The organism is Myceligenerans xiligouense, assembly GCF_003814695.1.
Classification (GTDB): domain Bacteria; phylum Actinomycetota; class Actinomycetes; order Actinomycetales; family Cellulomonadaceae; genus Myceligenerans; species Myceligenerans xiligouense.
The window spans coordinates 1,885,156-1,909,043 of the sequence record NZ_RKQZ01000001.1 but is presented as its reverse complement, the minus strand read 5'-3'; the positions used below and the strand labels follow the sequence as shown (position 1 = coordinate 1,909,043).

The window sequence follows — 23,888 nt, the reverse complement described above, 5'->3', positions numbered from 1 at the left end:
GGTGTCGGACATCCGCGGCCCTGCCGTCAGGTTCCGGCGTCCAGCGCCCTCTTCTGGGGATAGGGCGTCTCGCCGCGCTCCAGCATCGAGACGAACTTGGTGACGTTGCGCGTGTGAGCCTCCGGCGTCTTGAGGTTGGCCAGGCGGTGCAGGATGGCGTAGCGGTTCTGGCCGGAGAGGATCTCGAACATCGCGGCGGCGCGCGGGCTGGCCGCGAGCGCCTCGGCGAGCTCCTCGGGGACACGGATGTTCTTGGGGCCGTCGTACGCGGCCTCCCAGCGGCCGTCGGCCTTCGCCTTCTCGACCTCCTCCACGCCACGTGGCCGCATGCGCCCGGCGGCGCGGAGCCCTTCCACGATGCCGACGTTCCGCGCCGACCACCGGCTGCGGGGCCGGCGGGGGCAGAACCGTTGCAGGCTCGTCGCCTCGTCGCGGCGGCGCTTCTGCGCGTCGATCCACCCGCTGCACAGCGCCTCCTCGAGGGCGCTCGCGTAGCTCAGCGTCGTGGGCTCCACCGTGCCCTTCTTGGCCAGCACGAGCCACACGCCGTCGGACGTCGACTCGTTCTCGTCGAGCCACGCCCGCCAGGCGGCGGCGTCGGCGAGGATCAGCTCGGGGTTGTCGATCATGCGTGCACCGTACGCCGGGACTCTGACATCGACACCGGCCGGCGCCCGTACCCGTCGCGGCGACGGGAGCGGCGCGAACGAGGGGCGCCGTCCGCGTCACCCGCGACGCCTGCGGCCGACCTCCCTCCGGAGGCCGAGCCCGATGCCATCGACACGGGCCCGCTATTCGTTCCCGTCGAGCCATGCCTCGAACACGTGCCTGGCGGCGTCGGCGAGACGCGGGCCGTGAACTTCGGCGTCGGCTCGAACACGGTTCGGGTCGACGCCCGCGCCTGCGAGTTCGTGAGCGTGCCCCACCAGCCACCGTTCGATCTGCGTGTGGTCCGCCTCGAGGTGAAACTGCAGCCCGAGCACGTGGGCGCCGATGCTGAAGGCCTGGTTCGGAAATCCGGGCGTCTCCGCGAGACGGACGGCACCCACCGGCACGGCGAACTGGTCACCGTGCCAGTGCAGCACCGGCACACCGTCCAGCGGGGCGAGCACGGAACCCCGCCCCTCATCGGTCAGGGTCAGCGGACCGTAGCCGATCTCCGTGCGTCCGGTCGGTGCCACGTCCGCGCCGAGCGCCGCCGCGACGAGCTGGGCTCCCAGGCAGACACCCAGTACCGGTCGACCCGCGTGGAGTCGTGCGGCGATCGCCTGCTGCTCGGCCTTCAGGAAAGGGTAGGCCCCCGTGTCGTAGACGCCGACAGGGCCGCCGAGCACGACCAGGAGGTCAGGCGCGAGAGCGGCTTCCTGGGTGATCGGCTCGACGATGTCACGGTAGGACGTCCGATATCCGCGCGTTGTCAGCAGCGGCTCCAGCAGTCCCAGGTCCTCGAACGGCACGTGACGGATGGCAAGAACGTCTCTGGTCATGGGCATGTCCTCAGGGATCGGGGTGGTGGCGAGTGGTGGGTCAGGGTGGCGTCACTCGGTCGCGGCGAGCCAGGCGCGGGGCGAGCGCCCCAGCTCACGCGTGAACGCCCGGGAGAACGCGGGCGGGTTGGCGTAGCCCAGCTCGGTGGCGGTCCTGGCGACCGAGGCTCCCGCCCGCAACCGGTCCTGGGCGATCGTGAGCCGCCAGCCCGTCACGTACTCGGCGGGCGCTTGCCCGACCGCCGCCTTGAACCGTGCGGCGAAGGCGCTGCGCGACATGCTCGCCTCGTGCGCCATCGTGGCGAGCGTCCACGGTCGGCCCGGCGACTCGTGCACCGCCAGGAGTGTGCGCGCGATGCGTTCGTCGGCGAGCCCTGGCAGCAGGCCCGCGGGCAGCGCGAGCTCGTCCGTGTGGTCGAGGAGCCAGCGGAACAGGTGGATGAGCACCACCTCGAAGAGCCGGTCGGCCAGTACCCGGCGGCCGCAGCTCACGTTGTCGATCTCGGCGAACAGCAGGTCGAGCGACGGGCCCAGGCTGTCGACGTCCGCCAGGGGCAGCACGATGACGGGCGGCAGCGTACGGACGAGCGGATGGGTCTCGCCGCCGTCGAAGTCGAGCGTCGCACAGGCGAAGTCCGAGTCCGCCGTCGGCGCGTTGTGGAAGGCGTGCTCCAGCGGCCGCGGGTAGAAGAGCAGGCTCGGCCGGTCGATCGCCCTGTGCTCCATCCGGCCGCCCGGCCCCTGGTAGGTCACCTCCATCTCGCCACGCCGGAGCACGTGCAGAAAGCCACGCCCCGGCTGCGCCGCGAAAGTCGTCACGCCGCACAGCGGGCCCGTGTGGAACACGCGCGTTCGCACCCGGAATCGGTCCAGGAGGGGTGAGAGTCGGTCGATGGAGGGCACGGACCGAGTGTGCCAGACGATCTGGTACGAACATCGGACGATCTCATACCATTCATCCGACACGGGCTGCCAGTCTGGGTTCACACCGCCCCGCAGGGTCCCCCGCGGAGGTGTCCCAGCACAGCCGCTCCCGCGGCTGTCCCGCTCGGCAGAAGGAGCTTCTCCATGTCCGTCGTCCCCCTTGTCGACCGCGAGTCCGCGACCGGAACCGTCAAGAACCAGCTCGACCAGGTCCACGCCACGTTCGGCGCCGTTCCGGCCATGTTCCAGGCTGTCGCGAACTCCCCCGCCGCCCTGACGAGCATGTGGTCGTCCTTCGGGGCGTTCGGCGACGGAGCCCTCGGGCCGGTGCTCGGAGAACAGGTCGCGGTCGCCGTCGCGAACCGCAACTCGTGCGAGTACTGCCTGGCCGCTCACACCGCTCTCGGCCGCAAGGCCGGGCTCTCCCGCGAGGCTCTGACGGCGGCACAGGACGGCCGGTCCGAAGACCCGCGCACCGCCGCCCTCCTCGGCTTCGCGCTGAAGCTGGTCGAACAGCGTGGTCAGGTCACGCCCCAGGACGTGCAGGCGGTCCGTGACCAGGGATGGAAGGACGAGCACATCGTCGAGGTGATCGCACAGGTCGCCCTGAACCTGTTCACCAACTACGTCAACATCGCGCTCGACGTGCCGGTCGACTTCCCCACCGTGGCACTGCGCAGCGCGAGGTGACGGCCGGAGGACCCGCATCGGCGTAGTACCGAGCCGGAAGGCTGCGAGAAGGCGCGGCCCGTGGCGGTCCCGGAACGTCGACGACGGCGGCCCCGGTCACCTTCCCTGGGGAAAGTGACCGGGGCCGCCGTCGGGCACCTGATCGGTCAGGCCGCTCTCATGCCGTGGCTCAGGCCACGACCGAGCGGAGCACGTACTGCAGGATGCCGCCGTTGCGGTAGTAGTCCGCCTCGCCCGGGGTGTCGATGCGGACCACGGCGTCGAACTCGACGGCCGTGCCGTCGGCCTTGGTCGCCTTCACGGCCACCGTGGACGGCGTGGTGCCGTCGTTGAGTGCCGTGATGCCCGAGATGTCGAACGTCTCGGTACCGTCCAGCCCCAGCGACCCGGCGGACTCGCCGGCCGGGAACTGCAGCGGCAGGACGCCCATGCCGATGAGGTTCGAGCGGTGGATGCGCTCGAAGCTCTCGGTGATGACGGCCTTCACGCCGAGCAGCTTCGTGCCCTTGGCCGCCCAGTCGCGCGAGGAGCCGGAACCGTACTCCTTGCCGCCGAGCACCACGAGCGGCGTGCCGGCCGCGGCGTAGTCCTGCGCGGCGTCGTAGATGGTGTCCTGGGTGTCCTTCACGAAGTTGTACGTGAAGCCGCCCTCGACGCCGGCGCCGTCGTTCTCCGCGGCCAGGAGCTGGTTGCGGAGGCGGATGTTCGCGAACGTGCCGCGGACCATGACCTCGTGGTTGCCCCGGCGCGAGCCGTAGGAGTTGAAGTCGCGGCGGGCCACGCCGTGGTCGGCGAGGTACTTGCCCGCCGGGGAGTCGGGCTTGATCGCTCCGGCCGGGGAGATGTGGTCCGTGGTGACGGAGTCGCCCAGCTTGGCCAGGACGCGCGCGCCGGTGATGTCCTCGACCGGAGCCGGCTCCATGCCCATGCCGTCGAAGTACGACGGCTTGCGCACGTAGGTGGAGTCGGGGTCCCAGGAGAACGTGTCGCCCTCGGGGGTGTCGAGCGCGCGCCAGCGGTCGTCGCCGGAGAAGACGTCGGCGTAGTCCGCCTCGAACATCTTGCGGTCGATCGATGCCGCGATCGTGGCCTCGACCAGCTCGGGGGAGGGCCAGATGTCCTTGAGGAACACCGGGTTGCCGGCCTCGTCGCGGCCCAGGGGGTCGTGGTCGAAGTCGAACTCCATGGTGCCGGCGAGGGCGTACGCGATGACCAGCGGCGGGGACGCCAGGTAGTTCATCTTGACGTCCGGGTTGATGCGGCCCTCGAAGTTGCGGTTGCCGGACAGCACGGAGACGACGGACAGGTCGTGCTCGTTGACGGCCTCCGAGATCTTCTCGTCGAGCGGGCCCGAGTTGCCGATGCAGGTGGCGCAGCCGTAGCCCACGAGGTGGAAGCCCAGCTTCTCGAGGTACGGCCACAGGCCGGCCTTCTCGTAGTAGTTGGTGACGACCTGCGAGCCCGGCGCCATGGAGGTCTTGACCCACGGCTTGGCCACCAGGCCCTTCTCCACGGCGTTCTTCGCGAGCAGGGCGGCGGCGAGCATGACCGACGGGTTCGAGGTGTTGGTGCACGAGGTGATCGAGGCGATCGCCACGGCGCCGTGGAACAGCTCGAACTCCTTGCCCGCGCTGTTCGTGACGTGCACGTGCTTGCGGCCGTTCGGCGTGATGGCCGGCGAGTCGGACGCGGGGAACGACTCCTTCTCGGCCTCGTCCACCTGGTCCAGCACGTCGGGCGCGTAGGCCGGCAGGTCACGGGTGAACGCGGCCTTGGCGTTCGTCAGCTCGATGCGGTCCTGCGGGCGCTTCGGGCCGGCGATCGACGGCACCACCGTCGACAGGTCCAGCTCGAGGTACTCGGAGTACTTCGCCTCGACGCCGTCGGCCTCGAGCCACAGGCCCTGCTCCTTGGCGTACGCCTCGACGAGCGCGAGCTGCTCCTCGGAGCGGCCCGTCAGGCGCAGGTAGTCGACCGTGACGCCGTCGATCGGGAAGATCGCGGCCGTCGAGCCGAACTCCGGCGACATGTTGCCGATGGTGGCGCGGTTCGCGAGCGGGACCTGCGCCACGCCGGCGCCGTAGAACTCGACGAACTTCCCGACGACGCCGTGCTGGCGCAGCATCTGCGTGATCGTGAGGACGACGTCGGTCGCGGTGACGCCCGCCGGGATGGAGCCGGTGAGCTTGAAGCCCACCACGCGCGGGATGAGCATGGACACGGGCTGGCCGAGCATCGCCGCCTCGGCCTCGATGCCGCCCACGCCCCAGCCGAGCACGCCCAGGCCGTTGACCATCGTGGTGTGCGAGTCGGTGCCGACGCACGTGTCGGGGTAGGCCCGGAGCACCGGCGCCTCACCGTTCACGGAGACCTCGCGCGTCATCACCGTGCGGGCCAGGTACTCGATGTTCACCTGGTGCACGATGCCGGTGCCCGGCGGGACGACCTTGAAGTCGTCGAACGCCGTCTGGCCCCAGCGCAGGAACTGGTAGCGCTCGTGGTTGCGCTCGTACTCGATCTCCACGTTGCGCGCGAACGCGTCCGTGGTGCCGGCGACGTCGATCTGCACCGAGTGGTCGATGACCATCTCGGCCGGCGACAGCGGGTTGATCCGCGTGGGGTCGCCGCCGAGCTCGGCGACGGCCTCGCGCATGGTGGCCAGGTCGACGACGCAGGGCACACCGGTGAAGTCCTGCATGATCACGCGCGCCGGCGTGAACTGGATCTCCGTGTCCGGCTGGGCGTCCGGGTCCCACGACGCCAGTGCGCGCACGTGGTCGGCAGTGATGTTGGCACCGTCCTCGGTGCGCAGGAGGTTCTCGGCGAGGATCTTGAGGGCGTACGGCAGCCGCTCGACGCCCTCCACCGCCGACAGCCGGAAGATCTCGTAGGCCTTGCCGCCTACCTCCAGCGTTCCCTTCGATCCGAACGTGTCCACGCTGCTCACTGTGGCTCCTTCGCGGGGCTTGCGGGCCACCGGGTGCCCGGACGCACACGCGCACCGGCCCGACGGCGGAATTTGGGGGCTTGACCCAGCCTAGGCCGGGCTGCTGCCGTCAGCATACCGCATATATCTTGACGTCAAGATACTTGCCCGTCACGAACGGGGACGACGGCGGACGCGGGCGGTCTCATCCCGTCAGCACGCGCACCACCACCACGACCACCAGGACGAGCAGCGCGAACGGGACCAGGAGGAGGACACCGATCCTGCGCCCCAGCGGGTTCCGCGCGGCCACCCGCGCGACCCGTGCGAACCGCCCCCACCGCCGCACCCACGCGATCAGGAGCTCGAGCCTGCTCACCTTCCCGTCCTCCGCCATGGGCGCCAGCGTAGAAGGCCGCGCAAGTGCCGCCCGCCCCGTCCCGGAGGGCTGTGCCCGCGTGGCGCACACCGTCACCCGGCCCGCCACGCGGGCCGCGCCCGGACCACGATCCGGAGCCGTTCCCGAGCTCCTCCCGGCGCCCGGCGTCAGGCGCGTTCGAGCACGGCGACGGCCTCCACGTGGTGGGTGTGGGGGAACAGGTCGAAGGCGCGCAGGTCCGTCAGGCGGTAGCCCGCCTGGCCGAAGTAGCCGACGTCGCGCGCGAGCGCCGCCGGGTCGCACGCCACGTAGACCACCCGTGCCGGCTCGCGGTCCGCGATCGCGGCCACGACGTCGCGTTTCGCCCCGGACCGCGGTGGATCGAGGACGACGACGTCGGCCCGCGCGGGCACCGAGTCATCATCCCCGGTCAGCACTTCCGCCACGTCCCCCGCGAGCAGGCGGACCTGATCCAGCCCGTGGGCGTTGCGGCGCGCGTCGCGGACGGCGTCGTCGTCACCCTCGACCGCGACGACGACGCCGCTCTCCCCCACCCCCGCGGCCAGCGGCAGCGTGAACAGCCCGGCCCCGGAGTACAGGTCGAGCACGGTCGCACCCGGCAGCGGGCCGACGGCGTCGAGCACGGCCTGCGCGAGCACACCCGGCGCGGCGCGGTGGACCTGCCAGAACCCGCCGGCGCTCACCCGGTAGGCGAACGTGCGGTCTTCGCCCGTGCCCGGCAGTCGCACCGGCACGGTCTCCTTCACGGCCCGGCGGGCGTTCGGCCGGGAGTCGACCCGTCCGCGGTGCCACGGCTCGCCGTCGACCAGCACGAGCGGCTGCGCCCCGCTGCCGGTCCCACCGCCCGTGGCGCCACCGTCGCCGGCCGCCCCGCCCGCGCCGTCGTCGGCAGCACCGCTCGGCGCCACGAGCTCGACCCGTGTGCCCGGCTTCCACTTCCGCTCGAACACCCCCTCCGCGGCCGCGAGCGCCGCCACCTCGGCGGTCGCGAGCGGCATGCCGGCAGGCAGCGGGTCGAGCGCGACGACGTCGTGGGAGCGGAAGCCATGCATGCCGAGCCGGCCGTCGTCGTCGGCCACGAGGTCGATCCTGGTGCGGTAGCCGAGCCCGCCGGCGTCGTCGTCGCCGGGGGCGGCGGTGACCTCGAAACCGTCCAGCAGCTCGCCCTCGTACCGGGCGATGCGGCGCAGCTGTTCGACGACGACGTCGGCCTTCCAGCGACGTTGCGCCGCGAGCGCGACATGGGAGAGCTCGCCGCCGCCGGCGCCGCCCGGTCCGGCGGCGGGCCAGGCCGGGGTCACGCGGTCGGGTGAGGGGCTGAGGATCTCGACGGCGTCGGCCCGCCAGAAGCGGGAGCCGGTGCTGGTGACGCGGGCCCGCACGCGCTCACCGGGGAGGGTGTGGCGCACGAACACGACGCGGCCCTCGTGCCGGGCGACGCAGTGTCCGCCGTGGGCGACCGGGCCGATCTCGAGCTCGAGGATCTCGCCGACGCCGGGCAGGTCGCTGACGCGCGGCTCGCGGCTCCGGGGCGGACGCCCGGGGCGGGACCCACGCCCGGGTCGGGGGCGGGACGGTCTGGTGGTCATGGAACCTGCCTTCTGCGGTGGGCGTCGACACCCTCGAGCCCGGTCTGTCCGGCCGACGACTCCAGCTGCCACGGCACGGATGCCACGACGACGCCCGGGGTGAACAGGAGGCGGCCCTTGAGACGCAGCGCGGACTGGTTGTGCAGGAGCTGCTCCCACCAGTGGCCCACGACGTACTCGGGGATGTAGACGACGACGAGGTCGCGGGGAGACTCCCGGCGCACCGAGCGCACGTACTTCAGCACGGGCTTGGTGATCTCACGGTACGGGGAGTCGAGGATTCGCAATGGTACCGGCAGGTCGAGCGCCTCCCACTCCCGGGTGAGGTCCGGGAGGTTGTCGCGGTCGACGCCGACGGTGACGGCCTCCAGGGTCTGGGGCCGCGAGGCACGCGCGTAGGCGAGGGCGCGCAGGGTGGGCTTGTGCACCTTGGAGACCAGCACGATGGCGTGCACGCGGCTGGGCAGTGCGCGGATGGTGTCGTCGTCCGTGAGGGCCAGTTCCTCGCTGACGCGGTCGTAGTGCTTGCGGATGGAGCGCATGATGACGAACAGCCCCATGATCGCGAGCAGTGTGATCCAGGCGCCGTGCGTGAACTTGGTGACGAGCACGATGACGAGGACGGCGGCGGTGGCGACGAGGCCGACGCCGTTGATGAACCGCGAGCGCTTCATGCGCGCGCGGGTGTCGGGGCGCACCTCGGTGCGCAGCTCGCGGCTCCAGTGCCGCACCATGCCGAGCTGGGACAGGGTGAACGAGAGGAACACGCCCACGATGTAGAGCTGGATCAGGGCGGTGACGCGCCCGTCGAACACGACCACGAGCACGATCGCGCCCGCTCCGAGGGTGAGGATGCCGTTGGAGAACGCGAGCCGGTCGCCGCGTGTGTGCAGCTGGCGGGGCAGGTAGCCGTCGCGGCCGAGGATCGAGCCCAGCACCGGGAACCCGGCGAAGGCCGTGTTCGCGGCGAGCAGGAGCACCAGCCCGGTGACGGCCACCACCAGGTAGAAGACGAACGGCGCGCCGGAGAACACCGCCTCGGCGAGCTGGCTGATCACCGGGTGCTGGACGTAGTCGACGGGCAGGGGCTCGCCGTCGAGCGTGAGCTGGGTGTGCGGGTCCTCGGCGTACCGGACGCCCGTGGCCTGGGCGAGCATGACCAGCATCATGAGTGTCGCGGCGGAGATCAGGCCGAGCATCGCCAGGGTGTTCGCGGCGTTGCGTCCCTTGGGTTTGCGGAAGGCGGGCACGCCGTTGCTGATGGACTCGACACCGGTGAGGGCCACGGAGCCGGACGCGAAGGCGCGCGCCACCAGCAGCGCGCCGCCGAGCCCGACGAGCCCCTGGTCCACCCCGGCGGCCGGCACGATCTCGAACCCGGCGCTCTCCGACGGCGGCAGCGTCCCGGTGTAGTGCCGGATCGCGCCGACGACCGCCATCGCGCCCATGACGGCCATGAAGCTGTACATCGGCACGGCGAAGACCCGGCTCGACTCCCGGACGCCGCGCAGGTTCATCAGCGTGAGGAAACCGATGATCCCCACGGCGACCAGGACCTCGTAGCCGCGCAGGGCCGGCAGGGCGCTGGCCGCGTACTGGGCGCCGGAGGAGACGGACACGGCGACGGTGAGCACGTAGTCCACCAGCAGGGAGGACGCCACGCCGAGGCCCGCCGCGGGCCCCAGGTTCGTCGTGACGATCTCGTAGTCGCCGCCGCCGGACGGGTACGCGCGCACGTTCTGCCGGTAGGAGGCCACCACGACGAGCAGCATCACGCCGACGGCCAGCCCCACCCACGGCGACACCGCGGTCGCCGTGAGGCCCGCCACGGCGAGCATGAGAAGGATCTCGTCCGGCGCGTACGCCATCGAGCTGAGCGCGTCCGAGGAGAACACCGGCAGCGCCAGCCGCTTCGGGAGCAGCGTGCGCCCCAGATTGTCGCTCCGCAGAGGACGGCCGACCAGCAATCGCTTGGCCGCGTCGATAATTTCCGGCACGTTGCATGATGCTATGCCCAAAGGCGGGTAGCGTTCCCATCGTGCACTTCGTGATCATGGGCTGTGGCCGTGTGGGGGCCACTCTCGCGCAGAACATCTCCGAGCGCGGGCACTCGGTCGCCGTCGTCGACCAGAACAACGACGCGTTCCGGCGCCTGCCCTCGGACTTCGCCGGCAAGAAGGTCACCGGCGTCGGCTTCGACCGGGACACCCTGGTGCAGGCCGGGATCGAGGAGGCCTTCGGCTTCGCCGCGGTGTCCGACGGCGACAACTCCAACATCCTGTCCGCGCGTGTCGTGCGGGAGACGTACGGCGTCGACAACGTCGTGGCGCGCATCTACGACCCGCAGCGCGCGGAGATCTACCAGCGGCTCGGCATCCCCACGGTCGCCACGGTCCGCTGGACCGCGGACCAGGTGCTGCGCCGCATCCTGCCGCTGGGTTCCACCGACGAGCTCCGGGACCCGTCCGGCAAGGTGCGGATCGCGCAGGTGGACTACCACGCCGGCTGGGTGGGGTCACCGCTGCGGCGACTGGAGCGCGCCACGGGCGCGCGCGTCGCGTTCATCTCCCGCTTCGCGGAGGGCGTTCTCCCCGACGACGGGACGGTGCTGCAGGAGAACGACGTGCTGCACGTGATCATGCGGGTCGACGACTCCGCCGACGTCGAGCGCGTGCTCACCGCCGCGCCGAAGGAGGAGAGCGAATGATGCGCGTGGTCATCGCCGGGGCCGGGTCGGTGGGGCGCTCGATCGCCCGGGAACTGCTCAGCCACGACCACGAGGTCATGCTGGTGGACCGCAACCCCCTGGCCATGCGGGTCGCCCAGGTGCCCGAGGCCGACTGGCTGCTCGCCGACGCCTGCGAACTGTCCAGCCTGCAGGATGCCGACGTCGAGACCGCGGACGTCGTGGTCGGGGCCACCGGCGACGACAAGGTGAACCTGGTGTTCTCGCTGCTGTGCAAGACGGAGTTCGGCGTGCCGCGCACGGTGGCCCGGGTGAACAACCCGAAGAACGAGTGGATGTTCGACGGCTCCTGGGGCGTGGACGTGGCCGTGTCCACGCCGCGCATCATGACCGCGATGGTCGAGGAAGCCGTCGCCGTGGGTGACCTCGTGCCGATCTTCACCTTCCGCCAGTCCGGCTCGGACATCCTCGAGATCACGCTGCCGCGCGACTCGCCCCTGATCGGGACGCGCGTCGGTCAGATCGACTGGCTCGCGGACACCGCGCTGTCGACGATCGTGCGCGACGGGCGGCCCATCGTGCCCAGCGACGACGACACGCTCGAAGGGCACGACGAGCTGCTGATCGTCACCGGCGCCGGCGTCGACCGGGCGAAGCTGCAGCGCCTCCTGACAGGACAGGCCTGATCACGAGCCAGCAGCCGAACAGCACCAGCGCGAACAGCGGCACACCCAGCAACAGGTGGAACGTGCCCAGCCACGCGACGGTCCCGGCGAAGTAGAGCGGGGTCTTCACCGCGAGGCGCAGCGCGAACATGCCGACCCAGAGCCAGGTGGCGGTGGTGTAGGCGCGCACCTTCGCCGGGTCCTGGCGCCACGCCGTGAGGGCGGCGAGGGGGTTGGGCTCGTCGTCGGCCTCACGGCCTTCCTCGTCGGTGCCCGCGCCGGGGGCCGTGCTCGGGCGGTCCGGCCCGGCTTCCGACACCGGCTCCGTCCCCGACGACGGTTCCGTGCCCGACGGCGGCTCGGCGTCCTGCCCGCTCCGGCGCACCTGTTCCGGGGTGAACCCGGTCGCCAGCGCCTCCACGAACAGCCCGATCACCGGCCAGCGGACGAGGATCGACGCGAGCATGACCACCAGGTAGGCGGCATTGGTCCACAACGCCCAGACGAACACGTTCTCGGCGTCCCCGGTGCGCCACGCCCAGACCGCGCCGATCACCACGCCGACCAGCCCGCCCAGCGCCGTCGTCAGCGGCGTGCGCTGCACCAGCCGCGCGACCGTCGCGAGGACCGCGACGGCGACGGACGCCACCAGCGGGACCATGAGGTCCTGCAGGACCACGAAGAGCACGACGAACACCACACCGGGCGCCACCGACTCGACCAGGCCGCGCACACCGCCCACCGCCGCCAGCGGCGAGAAATCGTCACCCGTCACCGCGGCGAGACCACGGCCCGGCGACGTGGACTGATCGTGCTCGGCGGAGGAACGAGGATCGGTGCGGTGCGTCATGCGGACATTCTGCCGTGCTGCGGGCCGTCAGGGGACATCGTCGAACACTGCGCGCCGAACACCCCGTCGGTAACATGGTGCGGCCTGTGGCCGATCCGGTGCTCGCGCGGCGGGGCGGTGGTCATGGACGGGGACCCTGACCTGGTGACGGGCTCACTCGCCCGGCAGCGGGCGGAGCTCGTAGCGAGGGTTGAAGATGGTGCGGCGGCCCTGGACGTCGGACACCATGCCCTCGACGCGCAGACGGCGGCCGGGCTCGATCCCCGCGATGGAGCGGCGGCCGAGCCAGACCAGGTCGAGCACGCCCGAGCCGTCGTACAGCTCGGCCTCCACCGTCGGCACGCCCTCACGCGGCCGCAGCACCACCGAGCGGAGGATGCCGGCCACCGACCCCCGCCGGCGCGACTCCAGCCGGTCGACGGCGGTGCAGCCCGTGCTCCGTGCCGCCGCCGCCCGCTCCTGGACCGCCTCGCGTTCGTCGTTCGAGGCCAGGACCTCAGCCAACGTCGATCGCAGACCCATGGTGCCTCGCTCAGCCGATCTGGGTGATCTCGGGACCCCGGCGCAGGGGGTTGAAGTCCGCGGCCTCCGGCCGCGTCGCCGCGGTGTCCGTGGTCGTGTCGACCTCCGCGGCGGCGCTCTTCTGCCGGGGCAGCGTCAGGGTGAGCAGGTCGCGCGGCGGGCGCGGGTTCTCGTCGCGCACGACGACGACGTTCGCGAACACGGACTCCAGCGCCCGTGCCGCCTCCTTGTCGAGCGCCGCCTTGCCTGCGAGCACGCCGCGCACGAACCAGCGCGGGCCGTCGACGCCGATGAAGCGCGCGGGCCGGGTACGGGCCGAGCCGTCCGGCGCCGTGGCCGGCATGTGGACCAGCAGCTCCCGGCCGAACACTCCCGGGACGTCGTCGACCGAGCCGCCCTGGCGGGCCACGGAGTCGGCGATCTCCGCGCGGATCTCGTCCCAGATCCCCGAGGACTTCGGTGCGGCGAACGCCTGGAGCTGCAGACTCGACCCGCCGAGAGCGGCGGTGACGCCGGTGACCTTCTGCGTCTTCTTCTCGATCTCCATGCGCAGTTCGAGTCCGGGCAGCACCGGGAGCCAGATCGCGCCGAGATCGACGCGCGGTCCGGGCTTGTCCACGTCGGAACGGTCGAACGGGCCTTGCGCCGGAGCCGGCGAGGCCTGGCGCTGCGGAACCTGCGGCTCCGGTTCGGGCGTCGGCGCCTTCGCTCCACGTCGGAACAGACCCACTTGGCCACCATCTCCTCTCGGACGGGCGCGGGCTTCGCGCCCAACTCTCTACCTTAGTCCCGGTCGCCGAACGCCAGGTAACGCTCCGCGGGTGTCCCGCGCCGCGTTCGCCGCGAGCACACGCGGCTCGCCGTCGTCGGGCGCCGGGCCTCGCGTCCGGGGTTCACGCGGCCCGCGGGCGGTCTAGGAACTCGCAGACGCCCAGCCGCCGCTGGACCCGAAGCCGCCGGCGCCCCGCGCACTGCCCGGCAGCGTCTCGGCGGGCAGGAACCGGGCCCGCTCCACCTTCTGGATCACGAGCTGCGCCACGCGGTCCCCGCGGGCGAGCTTCACGGCCTCGCCGAGGTCGGTGTTGAGCAGCGTCACCTTGATCTCGCCACGGTAGCCCGCGTCGACCGTGCCGGGCGCGTTGACGAGCGTGACCCCGTGCCTGGCCGCGAGGCCGGAGCGCGGGTGGACGAACGCGGCGTAGCCGTCGGGCAGCGCGACGGCCACCCCGGTCGGGACCGTCGCCCGGCCGCCCGGCGGCAGCTCGACGTCCTGCGTGGTCACGAGGTCCGCACCGGCGTCGCCCGGATGGGCGTAGGCGGGGACGGGAACACGAGGGTCGAGCAGCTGGATGAGCACGTCCACGGTGCTGCCGGGATCGGTGGTGTCGTCGTGAGGCACGCTGCGAGGGTACGGGATGATGTCCTCCATGACCTCCCGCGCCACCCCCAAGTTCCACGAGCGCCTGCTGCCCGGGCCGGGCGGCTGGCTGGGCGCCGTCGGACTGGGTGTCATCGCGGGGATCGTGCCGTGGCCGTTCAGCCCTCCGCTGGGCGTCGCCACGGGAGTCCTGATCTGCGCGATCGCGGTGATCGCGCTGGCGACGACGTCGCCCGTGGTGCAGGTGAGCGGCGGCGTGCTGCAGGCCGGGCGGGCCAGCATCCCGTTGGCCCAGCTCGGCGGGGCGACCCCGCTCGACGCGACGGACATGCGCTGGGAGCTCGGCCCGGGCCTGGACGCACGCGCCTACGTGTGCCTGCGCGCGTGGGCCCGCACGGGCGTCCGCATCTCCGTCGCCGACCCTCAGGACCCGACGCCCTACTGGCTCGTCTCGACCCGCGACCCCCACACCCTGGTGGCGGCCGTCTCCACGAAGCACGCGAGATAGCCGGCCGCGAACACGACAAAGGCTGCCACGAACACGTGACAGCCTGGTGTCGAAAACTCGCGAGGTGTGCTCGCGTCGCGCGCTGGGTCAGGCAGCGGCGCACTCCGTGCAGATCGGCTGGCCGCCGTTCTCGGCCGCGAGCTGGCTGCGGTGATGCACGAGGAAGCAGCTCGAGCAGGTGAACTCGTCGGCCTGGCGGGGCAGCACGCGGACGGCGAGCTCCTCACCCGAAAGATCCGCGCCCGGGAGCTCGAACCCTTCCGCCGCTTCGGTCTCGTCCTCGTCCACGACGCCGGACGACTTGTCCTGGCGGCGAGCCTGCAGCTCCTGGATCGAGTCCTGCTCGACGTCCTCGTCGGTCTTGCGAGGTGCGTCGTAATCAGTGGCCATTGGTGTCTCCGTGGGTCTTCCGTCGATGGGGGCTGAGCTGATAATGCATGGGGGCCGGGTTTTGTTCCCGGACGGGCGAACGGATTCTGCACCATTTTTTCTCGCCGCGCGACACGTATGGGTGTTAACCGCGTCACGTCACTGCTGACCTGGGCCAACAGGTGCTGTGACCTGGCCGTCGATCTACTGTGGCCCCCATCAGTGAACAGGATTCCGCCACACGTGTTTCACACCGTGACACGCTTCCGGCGCGATAGCCCGTCGGAAGCGGCCCGCGACCGGCCGTCCGACAGATCGGACCTGCGGGTCCGAACCCCTTTTCTACCCCTCGTCGGCGTTGGCCGCCTCGAGAATCTTCGCCAGCGGAGCGACGAAGTCCGCGCCGCCCGCGACCACCATGTCACCCGTGGCCGGACGCCCCCGCAGCCCCGTCAGCACGGCACCGGCCTCGGTCGCCACGAGCGCGCCGGCCGCCATGTCCCACGGGTTCAGCCCGCGTTCGTAGTACAGGTCGATCGCCCCCTGGGCCAACAGGCACAGGTCGATCGCCGCCGAACCCAGCCGCCGGATGTCGCGCACCTGCGGCAGCACGTGGGTCAGCACCACCGCCTGCGAGGCCCGGCGGTCGGCGTCGTACCCGAAGCCGGTACCGACCAGGCACTCCGACAGCGACGCGGGGCGCGACACGCCGATCGGCCGCCCGTCGCGCGTGGCGCCCTCGCCGAGACCCGCCGACCACGTGGTGTTCTGGGGTACGGAGTGCACGGCGCCCGCGAGGATCGTCCACTCGGCGGGGTCCGGCGGCCCGGCGACGACGGCGACGGACACCGCCCAGCCCGCGACGCCGTACAGGTAGTTGACCGTGCCGTCGATCGGGTCGACGACCCAGGTGAGCCCGCTCGTGCCGGCCACGTCGTCGCCTTCCTCGCCCAGGATGGCGTCGTCGGGCCGCTCCGCGGCGAGGATCTCGCGCAGCAGGTCCTCCGACGCGCGGTCCATCTCGGTGACCGGATCGGTCCCGGTCGACTTCGTGGCGGCGACCTCGACCGTCTCGGGGCGCCCCTCGCGCACGAGCGCCCCGGCGGTGGTGGCGAGGCGCACCGCGAGGGCGCGGAGTCCCGCGATATCGATGCCGGCGCCAGGAGGAACAGGGGGGAGAGAGTTTTCGCTCACGTCAGCCATCCTGCCGGAATTGCCGTGCCCATAAGTTTCGATGTTCACTCGGCAAGACCGGGGAAACCGTGGTATGACATCGCGAACCTTCATTCGTCCAGGGAATGACCGGCAGCGGGGACGCCCGGGTCCCGCCCGGCGATCCCGCGTTCGGCCACACGCCCGTCAGTCCGGGATTCCCGGCGCGCCTGTTGGTCGTATCGCATGGATGATGGCAGTCTCGCAGGTGCACGCGAGCCCATGCGGAGGTAAAGACGATGGACGAGCTCGAGCTCGTACGGCTGCACGAGGACGGTGACCGCCTGGTGGTCGTCGGTCCCGACGGCGCCGAGCACACGCTGCCCATCACGGACGCCCTCCGTGCCGCGGTGCGTGGTGATCGCCCCCGGATGGAGTCGATCCGTGCCGACGAGGAACTGGCCATGCGCCCCCGCGACATCCAGGCGCGGCTGCGCGCGGGCGCCACGGCCGACGATCTCGCCGCCGAGTCCGGCATGCCCACGGAGCAGATCCGCCGTTTCGAGTACCCGGTGGCCTCGGAGCGCGAGCACGCCGTGGGGCGCGTCCGCGCGAAGGCCGTGATGTCCGAGGACGGCGGCACGGCGACCATCGGCGACCTCGCCGACAAGCGGCTGAGGGAACGTGGCAGCAGCCCCGCCACCGTCACGTGGACGGCGACCCGCGAGGGCGTCGCGCCGTGGGTCGTCACCCTGAGGTTCACGGTCGACGCCGGCGAGCGGGTGGCGCGCTGGTCGTTCGACCCGCGGGGCGGGGCGGTGATCGCGCTCGACGACGAGGCGCGCTGGCTCGCCCTCCCCGAGGACGACGGCGGGCCCGTCTCCCGCACCGTCACGGCGCTGCCTCCCACCCGCGGGTACGGCCGCGCCGCCGCCGTCGACGACGAGACCGACCTGCTGCTCGACGGTCTCTCCGAGCGCCGCGGCCAGCGCCCGCAGCGCAGCGCCCCGCCGTCCGACGTCGATGCCGGCGAGCTCGACCTGGACGATCTGTCACCCCGCCGGCGCCGCCTGGACCCGGCCACGCCGGGGGCAGGCACGCGGAGGCCTGGTACGCCGGGGGTCGGCACCCCGAGGGTCGGCACCCCGAGGGTCGGCACACCCGGAGCCGGCACACCGCGAGTCGGCATGCCGGGGAGCGGCACCCCGCGAGTCCGCACGCCCGGAGGCGGCACGCCGAGGGTCGGCACCCCCGGAACCGGTACCCCGCGAGTCGGCACGGCCGGAACCGGCGCATCGGAGTTCACCCCCGGCGAACGGGCCACGAACGGTTCCGAGCGCCCGTCCACCGAGGCCGCGGGAGCGTCGCACGAGGGCGAACCGGCCCCGGCCGCCGTCGTCGACCTCGGCGCACGGCGCGGCAAGCAGGGCCCCGAGTCCTCGTCGGGCGAGCCCGCCCCCGCGGACCCCTCGGCCTCCGGGACGCAGCTCGAGTGGGACGGCCCGAGCCAGTGGGAGATCCCCGGACCCGACCGGGACGAGGAGCGGCGGCCGCGCACCGCCGCGCTCCGGACCGGCGGTCCGCTCACGGGCGCGGTGCCCAAGGCGCTGCGGCCCGCGCCCGCCAAGGCGGCACGGCCCGAGCACGGCGACGACGGTGCGGGACGGGACTCGGCGGACTCCGCGGCCACCGGTGACACGCCGGGCGGGCGCGACGGCGCGCGGCCGTCCGGGGACAGCGCGACCGGGGACAAGACGAAGCCGCCGTCGCGCCGCCGTTCGGCCCGCCGGGGCCGCGCGCAGGTCCCGAGCTGGGACGAGATCGTCTTCGGCTCGCGCCCCGAAGGCTGATCGCGGAGCGGTCAGCTCCCGCCACCTTCCTTCCCCCTCCGGCGGCAATCCACAGGTCCTGGCCACGAACTGGCCCTCATGTCCCTGTCAGTGGGACAATCACCTGGTGCCTACCGCCCCCGCCGCCGAGATGCGCAAGACGCTGAACACCCGACTGCACCGCGCCGGGTACTACCCGCAGCTCGTCTCCGACCTGCTCGAGGTCGCGCTCGCGGGCGAGGACGTGGTGGCACACCTGGTGCAGGCCGAGACCACGTTCGACTCCGAGGTGCGCCGGCACCTGACGGTCCTCGTCCTGACACCCACCCGCCTCATCACGGCGCACGTGGACGACCAGCCCGCCGACGAGGACGACGGCCGCCCCGGCCAGGCTGCCGCCACCACGGAGGCGGTCCCGCTGAAGGAGGTCCGGTCGGTGGGGCTCACCCACATCATCGGTGAGCCGGAGAAGCACCCGCGTGGCGCGTCCCGCCTGGAGCTGAACCTCGCCATCGGCTGGGGCGGCGCGCGCCGCATCGACCTCGAACCGGCCACCTGCGGCGACCCGAACTGCACGGCGGACCACGGGCTGACCGGCCAGTCCCTGCCGGACGATGTCGTCGTGCGCGTGTCGTCGGCGGCGGAGGGGAACGACGCCGTCCGCGCCGCCACCGAGTTCGCCGAGGCCCTGTCCCGGGCCACCGCCGCGTGACGCCACCGACCGACACGTCCGGGCGGCCGGTACCCGGCGGCCTGACCGATCTGCCCGCGGGCCTGGTGGCGCCGTCGTACGGCCTGGAGAGCCTCGCCGGCGTGCTGCCCGCCGCCGCCGGCGCTCTCGGGCACGAGCTCGTCACCGCCACGGGGATCGGCTCGCGCGCCGCGGCCGAGGAACTGGCCGGCGGGTTCGGCGCGGTCACCCGTTGCGTCGTCGTCGTCGTGGACGGTCTCGGCACCCACAACCTCACCGATCGAGGCGGGCACGCGCCCACGATGCGCGGCCTCCTGCCGGGATCCCGCACGCTCACGTCCAGCTTCCCCAGCACGACGGCGGCCGCCCTGGCCACCCTCGGTACCGGCACCAGCCCGGCCCGCACCGGGCTGCTCGGCTACACCCAGCGCAACCCGGCCACGGGCGGGCTGGCCACGCTCGTGTCCTGGCAGGAGCAGTCCGACCCGTACCGCCGCGGGCCCCGGATGTCGCGGCCGCTCACCGTCGCCCCGCGCGACCTGCAGCGCGAGCCCACGGTGCTGGAGTCGCTCGTGGCGAGCGGTGTCGGGGTGAGCGCGCCGGGTCCGCGGAAGTACGACAACTCGGGGATGACCTCGGCGGCGCTGCGCGGGCCGCGGTACGTGGTGACGGGCAACCAGTTCGGCGATGCCGTCGATGCCACGGTCGCCGCCCTCCGCGCGCGAGACGGCGCGGAACGCCGGCTCGTCTACCTGTACCAGGGCGCCGTGGACAAGGCGGGGCACAAGCACGGCTGGACGTCCTCGCAGTGGGGCGCCGCGTGTGAGGACACGGACCGCGAGCTGCGCCGGCTGCTGCGCAGCGTGCCGCGCGGCACGCTGGTGCTCGTCACGGCGGACCACGGGCAGGTCGCCACGAAGCCGTCGCGGCAGTACGACGTCGCCGCCGAACCCGCGCTGTCGGAGGGCGTCGCCCTGCTCGGCGGCGAACCCCGCGCCCTGCACGTCTACACGCGCGACGACGCCGACCCGGCGGACGTCGCGGCGCGCTGGGCCGCCCGGCTGGGCGAGGACGCCGTCGTCCGATCGCGTGACGAGGCCGTCCGCCAGGGATGGTTCGGCCCGGCGACGGGACCGGGCTCGGATGTCCCGGAGCACGTGCGAGCCGTCATCGGTGATGTCGTGGTCGCCATGACCGGGGGTGCGGACGGCTCGGGGGCCACGACGGTCGTCGACTCGCGCCTGCACTCCCCCGACGCCCGTGCCATGCCGGGCGTGCACGGCTCCCTGACCCCGTACGAGATGCACGTGCCGCTGCTCGTCGCGGTGGCCTGACCCGACCCCGCGAGGAGTACCGTGGCCGAGCTCGTCTTCTTCACCGGGACCATGGACTCCGGCAAGTCCACCCTGGCCCTGCAGACCGACCACAACTACACCGCGCGCGGGCGGCGCGGCCTGATCTTCACGCGCGGGGACCGTGCGGGCGTGGCGCGGCTGTCCAGCCGGCTCGGGCTGGAGGTGCACGCCCGCGAGGTGCTCGACGACACCGACTTCTGGGCCGAGGTGCACGCCGAGCGGCGCGCGGGCCACGCCGTCGACCACCTGGTGTGCGACGAGGCGCAGTTCTACTCACCGCGCCAGGTGGAGCAGCTCGCGCGGCTCGTCGACGAGACCGAGATCGACGTGTTCGCGTTCGGCATCACCACCGACTTCCGCACCCGCCTGTTCCCCGGGTCGGCGCGCCTGTTCGAGCTCGCCGACCGGATCGAGGTGCTCCAGGTGCAGTCCCTGTGCTGGTGCGGCGCACGCGCCACGCACAACGCGCGGACCGTCGACGGCGTCATGGTCACCGAGGGAGACCAGGTGGTCATCGGGGACACCGCCGACGACAGCGATGCCGGCGCCACCGGCGACACCGCCTACGAGGTGCTCTGCCGCCGCCACCACATGCGCCACATGACGGCGGCCACGGCCCGCCGCCGCAGCACCGCCGCCGAGTCCCTCTGGCCCTGACCGGTACCGACCTGCGTTCAGCAGGGTCGCGCAGACCTTTCAGGGAATGGGTTCGAAGCCCTGCTGAACCGTACTCAGCAGGGGTCTGGGGTGCCCGTTATTCCGGGAGGGATCTGCGGAGGGGGTCCGTGCGGCGGGACGCCGGGCGGAGGCGGATTCTGGCATAGAGGACCGACGCGCCGCGTTCCGCGACCGTCACGGGGTAGAGCTCCAGCGACGCGAGCTCCGGGAGGTCGTCCGCCATGACCGACACCCGGGCCAGGACGTCCTCGAGCGCGGCCACGTCCGCCGACGGCGCTCCCTGGTAGCCGAACAGGCGGGGCGCGGTCCGCACGCCGCGCACCATCCGCGCCACGTCGACGTCGGTCAGCGGGGGCACGCCGTGCGAGACGTCGTCCAGCAGGTCGGTGGCGTCCCCCGCCAGCCCGAAGGACACCACCGGGCCGAACAGGTCGTCCTCCCGGCTCCGGATCACGCACGCCACGCCCGGCGGTGCCATCGCCTGGACCTCCAGCGCCGGGTCCACGGCCGGGACCAGCGACCCCGCGGCGGCCTGCATCCGCGTCGCGTCGGCCCGCAGCTCCGACTCCTCGGCGATGTCGAGCTTCACCCCGCCCAGGTCCGCACGGTGGCGCAGCGCGGGCGTCGCGATCTTGAGCGCCACCGGCCAGCCGATCTCGCGGGCGGCGGCCACCGCCTCGTCCGGGGAGCCCACGGTGCGCGCGGTCCAGAGCCGGATCCCGTAGCAGGCGAGCAGCGCGGCGGCGCGGTCGTCGTCGAGCGGCAGCGCCTCCGCCGTCCCGGGCCCGGCCCCGCCGTTCGTCACGCCCACCGCGCCGTTCCCGAGCGCGTCCGCCACCAGCTCTCGCGCCCGCGCGCGGTCGACGCCCTCGGGGCGCACCGGCTCCCCGTGGTCCTGCTTGCGCCAGCGCGCGTACCGCACCACCGCACCCAGCGCCCAGACCGCGTCCTCGGGGGTCGAGAACGCCGGGACCCGCACGTCGCCCGACCGGAGCACCTCCGGCATGCCGTGCAGCCCGAGCATGCTCGCCACGGTGGTGCGCCCGGTCCGCGCCGCCGCCGCGGCGACGGCGCGCGCGATCCCGTCGGAGCGCGGCACCACGACCGGGACGTCCACGACGACGACGGCGTCGCAGGCCTCCGGCGCGTACAGGCTCGCGACGGCGCGTTCGACGTCCTCGTCGGACGCCCCCGGCGGCAGCGCGACCGCCTCACGCACCTCCAGCCCCGCGGCGCCGCACGCTTCCGACACCAGCGTGAGCAGCGTGGGCGACCCCGCCAGGATGCCCACGCGCCGCCCGTGCGGGAGCGGCTGGTGGGCCGCGACCTGCGCGACGTCCATGAGCTGGTGGGTGTTCTCCGCCCGGATCACGCCCGACTGCGTGAGCACCTCGTCCAGCATCCGGCGCGGCGCCCGCGTGGTCCGCACCACGTGCCCGGGTGGCACGACGTGCCCCGACCGCCCCGCGACCACCACGACCACCGGCTTCCGCGCCGCGAGCCGCCGGGCGACCCGCGAGAACTTGCGGGGGTTGCCGAGCGTCTCCAGGTAGAGGCACACGACGCCGGTGGTCGGGTCGTCCTGCCAGTACTGCATCAGGTCGTTGCCCGACACGTCCGCGCGGTGCCCCGCCGACACCATCGACGAGACGCCCAGCCCGCGCCGGGTCACCGTCTCCGAGAGCGTGACGGCCGCCGGGGCGGACTGGCAGAACAGCCCGACCACGCCGTCCGGCGGGACGTGCTCCGCCAGCGACGCACGCAGACGCGCGCCCGCCGCGTTGGTGATCAGCCCGTACGACGCCGGCCCCACGACCCGCATCCCCGCCGAGTGGGCCACCCGCAGCAACTCGCGCTGCCGGGACAGCCCTGCCCGCCCGGTCTCCGCGTACCCGCCCGAGAACACCACGACGCCCCGGGCGCCCCGGGTCGCGGCGCGCCGCACGGCCTCGATCGCCCGGCCGGGCGGCCCGGCCACGAGCAGCAGGTCGGTCTCCCCGACGTCGTCCCACGTGCCGGCGTAGCGGATGGCCGACGACGGCGTACCGGGCGCGGTCGTCCGCCCCGGCGCGGCGTCCGGATCATCCGGTGCCGCTTCCGGCTCGGGCACCGTTACCGGCTCGGGCACGGCCACCGGCTCCGGTGCCGCGGCCGGCCGGGTCGCCTCCCCCGCCACGCCCAGGACCGTCAGCTCGGTGTCGCCCGGATCGGCGCGGTGCGACTCGACGACCCGCGCGGCCTGCAGGGCTTCCAGAGAGTGCCTCGGGCCCGCCTCCGTGCCGCCCGCCTCCGCGCCGCCCACCTCGGCACCGTCGTCGTCCCCGATCTCCCCCGGCCCGACGAGGAGGACGCGGCGGGCGCCGAGCAGGCCCGCCATCGAGACGGCCTCGGCGCGGTGCTCGCGATCGGCCATGACCTCGCGGGAGCGGTCGGTGGGGTCGAGGTCGAAGCCGACGTGCACGAACCCGTCGTCGAGGCGCTGCTCGATGGCATAGCCCGCCTCCCGGAAGACCCCGAGCATGGCGCGGTTCTGGGGCAGCACCTCGGCGACGAAGCGGCGGATGCCGCGCTCGCGCGCGGCGTCGGCGACGTGCTCCAGGAGTACGGACCCGAGGCCGCGGCCCTGCACGGAGTCGGCGATGTTGAACGCGACCTCGGCGGTGCGGGGGCCCGGGCCGGGGACCACGTCGAACCGCGCGACGCCGAGGATCTCCTCGCCGGGCGCGGGAGCGGCGCCCTCCCCGGAGGCCGGAAGGCCGTCCTGGGCACGCGCGGCGTCGTCCCCGGCGACGCGGCCGGGTGGCGTCGCGTCCGCCGGCCGGACGGCGACCAGCGCGACGCGGTCGATGTGGTCCACGGTGACGAACTGCCGCAGCATCCGCTCCGGGATCCGGTTCAGTGCCGCGAAGAACCGGTAGTAGGTGGAACGCTGGGACTGCGCCATGTGGAAACGCTGGAGGGCGTCGGCGTCGTCGGGCCGGATCGGGCGCAGGTGCGTGGTGCTGCCGTCGCGCAGCACGACGTCGGCCTCCCACTCGACCGGGTACGGGGCGTCCTGCTCCTGCACGCCCACGGCGTCGTCGCTCACACGGCAAGGCTAACCAGTGCTGCCGTCGAACAAGTGTAGGTTTGGCCTGTCGCGCAGCGTCTCACCCCCTCGCACGCGGCACGTACCCTTCCGTCCCATCC

22 protein-coding genes are annotated in these 23,888 nt (G+C 72.9%); 8 read left to right on the top strand and 14 right to left on the bottom strand.

Annotated elements, in window-relative coordinates:
• Positions 1 to 26 precede the first annotated feature (26 nt).
• The 3 genes from EDD34_RS08145 to EDD34_RS08135 all read right to left on the bottom strand — a co-directional run bounded on the left by EDD34_RS08145 (position 27) and on the right by EDD34_RS08135 (position 2,390).
• Positions 27 to 629 (bottom strand): YdeI/OmpD-associated family protein, encoded by a 603-nt coding sequence (locus EDD34_RS08145; RefSeq protein WP_123814123.1) that lies wholly within the window; start codon positions 627 to 629, stop codon positions 27 to 29.
• 162 nt (positions 630 to 791) lie between these two features.
• Entirely contained in the window at positions 792 to 1,487 is a 696-nt protein-coding gene (locus tag EDD34_RS08140) for a glutamine amidotransferase (protein WP_123814122.1), read from the bottom strand.
• A gap of 51 nt (positions 1,488 to 1,538) precedes the next feature.
• A complete protein-coding gene (locus EDD34_RS08135) occupies positions 1,539 to 2,390 on the bottom strand; it encodes an AraC family transcriptional regulator (RefSeq protein ID WP_123814121.1) in 852 nt (283 codons plus the stop codon).
• Positions 2,391 to 2,555: 165 nt separating this feature from the next.
• Here EDD34_RS08135 and EDD34_RS08130 point away from each other — a divergent pair, with 165 nt between their 5' ends.
• On the top strand, positions 2,556 to 3,101 hold the full coding sequence (locus EDD34_RS08130; protein WP_123814120.1) for a carboxymuconolactone decarboxylase family protein: 546 nt from the start codon (positions 2,556 to 2,558) through the stop codon (positions 3,099 to 3,101).
• A gap of 169 nt (positions 3,102 to 3,270) precedes the next feature.
• On the opposite strand, the gene acnA is transcribed toward EDD34_RS08130, so the two are convergent.
• The 4 genes from acnA to EDD34_RS08110 form a co-directional block, all read right to left on the bottom strand.
• Positions 3,271 to 6,048 carry an aconitate hydratase AcnA gene (acnA, locus tag EDD34_RS08125; RefSeq protein WP_123814119.1) on the bottom strand — a complete coding sequence of 926 codons (2,778 nt, stop codon included), beginning with the start codon at positions 6,046 to 6,048 and terminating at the stop codon, positions 3,271 to 3,273.
• Positions 6,049 to 6,232: 184 nt separating this feature from the next.
• Positions 6,233 to 6,424: a hypothetical protein gene (locus EDD34_RS08120; protein ID WP_123814118.1), complete on the bottom strand. Its 192-nt coding sequence runs from the start codon at positions 6,422 to 6,424 to the stop codon at positions 6,233 to 6,235.
• A 149-nt stretch (positions 6,425 to 6,573) separates the two neighbouring features.
• A complete protein-coding gene (locus tag EDD34_RS08115; protein WP_123814117.1) occupies positions 6,574 to 8,016 on the bottom strand; it encodes a class I SAM-dependent RNA methyltransferase in 1,443 nt (480 codons plus the stop codon).
• A complete protein-coding gene (locus EDD34_RS08110; RefSeq protein WP_123814116.1) occupies positions 8,013 to 10,013 on the bottom strand; it encodes an APC family permease in 2,001 nt (666 codons plus the stop codon). Before EDD34_RS08110 ends, EDD34_RS08115 begins: the two co-directional genes overlap by 4 nt.
• A gap of 56 nt (positions 10,014 to 10,069) precedes the next feature.
• Here EDD34_RS08110 and EDD34_RS08105 point away from each other — a divergent pair, with 56 nt between their 5' ends.
• Both EDD34_RS08105 and EDD34_RS08100 read left to right on the top strand, forming a co-directional pair.
• A complete protein-coding gene (locus EDD34_RS08105) occupies positions 10,070 to 10,723 on the top strand; it encodes a potassium channel family protein (RefSeq protein ID WP_123816410.1) in 654 nt (217 codons plus the stop codon).
• Entirely contained in the window at positions 10,723 to 11,388 is a 666-nt protein-coding gene (locus EDD34_RS08100) for a potassium channel family protein (RefSeq protein ID WP_123816409.1), read from the top strand. The genes EDD34_RS08105 and EDD34_RS08100 overlap by 1 nt, the downstream gene beginning before the upstream one ends.
• Here the strand turns inward: EDD34_RS08100 and EDD34_RS08095 are convergent.
• The 4 genes from EDD34_RS08095 to dut form a co-directional block, all read right to left on the bottom strand.
• Positions 11,330 to 12,217 carry a DUF3159 domain-containing protein gene (locus tag EDD34_RS08095; protein ID WP_123814115.1) on the bottom strand — a complete coding sequence of 296 codons (888 nt, stop codon included), beginning with the start codon at positions 12,215 to 12,217 and terminating at the stop codon, positions 11,330 to 11,332. The two genes, EDD34_RS08100 and EDD34_RS08095, sit on opposite strands and share 59 nt — an antisense overlap.
• Before the next feature lie 153 nt (positions 12,218 to 12,370).
• Positions 12,371 to 12,739 (bottom strand): OB-fold nucleic acid binding domain-containing protein, encoded by a 369-nt coding sequence (locus tag EDD34_RS08090; protein ID WP_123814114.1) that lies wholly within the window; start codon positions 12,737 to 12,739, stop codon positions 12,371 to 12,373.
• A 10-nt stretch (positions 12,740 to 12,749) separates the two neighbouring features.
• The gene (locus tag EDD34_RS08085; protein WP_425462348.1) at positions 12,750 to 13,358 is read right to left on the bottom strand and encodes a DUF3710 domain-containing protein; all 609 of its coding nucleotides are present in this window, start codon (positions 13,356 to 13,358) and stop codon (positions 12,750 to 12,752) included.
• A 294-nt stretch (positions 13,359 to 13,652) separates the two neighbouring features.
• The gene (gene dut, locus EDD34_RS08080) at positions 13,653 to 14,168 is read right to left on the bottom strand and encodes a dUTP diphosphatase (RefSeq protein WP_123814112.1); all 516 of its coding nucleotides are present in this window, start codon (positions 14,166 to 14,168) and stop codon (positions 13,653 to 13,655) included.
• On the opposite strand from dut, the gene EDD34_RS08075 reads away from it, so the two are divergent.
• Positions 14,167 to 14,625 (top strand): DUF3093 domain-containing protein, encoded by a 459-nt coding sequence (locus EDD34_RS08075; RefSeq protein WP_123814111.1) that lies wholly within the window; start codon positions 14,167 to 14,169, stop codon positions 14,623 to 14,625. The genes dut and EDD34_RS08075 overlap by 2 nt on opposite strands.
• An 87-nt stretch (positions 14,626 to 14,712) precedes the next feature.
• Here the strand turns inward: EDD34_RS08075 and EDD34_RS08070 are convergent, their stop codons facing one another.
• The gene (locus tag EDD34_RS08070; protein ID WP_123814110.1) at positions 14,713 to 15,015 is read right to left on the bottom strand and encodes a DUF4193 domain-containing protein; all 303 of its coding nucleotides are present in this window, start codon (positions 15,013 to 15,015) and stop codon (positions 14,713 to 14,715) included.
• A 321-nt stretch (positions 15,016 to 15,336) separates the two neighbouring features.
• Positions 15,337 to 16,197 (bottom strand): inositol monophosphatase family protein, encoded by an 861-nt coding sequence (locus EDD34_RS08065; RefSeq protein WP_123814109.1) that lies wholly within the window; start codon positions 16,195 to 16,197, stop codon positions 15,337 to 15,339.
• A 248-nt stretch (positions 16,198 to 16,445) separates the two neighbouring features.
• Between EDD34_RS08065 and sepH the strand changes: the two genes are divergently transcribed.
• From sepH to EDD34_RS08045, 4 genes are all read left to right on the top strand, one after another.
• On the top strand, positions 16,446 to 17,996 hold the full coding sequence (gene sepH, locus EDD34_RS21385) for a septation protein SepH (protein ID WP_123814108.1): 1,551 nt from the start codon (positions 16,446 to 16,448) through the stop codon (positions 17,994 to 17,996).
• Positions 17,997 to 18,102: 106 nt separating this feature from the next.
• A complete protein-coding gene (locus EDD34_RS08055) occupies positions 18,103 to 18,687 on the top strand; it encodes a DUF5998 family protein (protein ID WP_425462347.1) in 585 nt (194 codons plus the stop codon).
• On the top strand, positions 18,684 to 20,000 hold the full coding sequence (locus EDD34_RS08050; RefSeq protein ID WP_246012249.1) for an alkaline phosphatase family protein: 1,317 nt from the start codon (positions 18,684 to 18,686) through the stop codon (positions 19,998 to 20,000). The genes EDD34_RS08055 and EDD34_RS08050 overlap by 4 nt, the downstream gene beginning before the upstream one ends.
• A gap of 21 nt (positions 20,001 to 20,021) precedes the next feature.
• Positions 20,022 to 20,678, top strand: coding sequence for a thymidine kinase (locus EDD34_RS08045; RefSeq protein ID WP_123814107.1), 657 nt, complete (start codon positions 20,022 to 20,024; stop codon positions 20,676 to 20,678).
• 97 nt (positions 20,679 to 20,775) lie between these two features.
• Here the strand turns inward: EDD34_RS08045 and EDD34_RS08040 are convergent, their stop codons facing one another.
• On the bottom strand, positions 20,776 to 23,787 hold the full coding sequence (locus EDD34_RS08040; protein WP_246012248.1) for a bifunctional acetate--CoA ligase family protein/GNAT family N-acetyltransferase: 3,012 nt from the start codon (positions 23,785 to 23,787) through the stop codon (positions 20,776 to 20,778).
• Between the last annotated feature and the right edge of the window lie 101 nt (positions 23,788 to 23,888).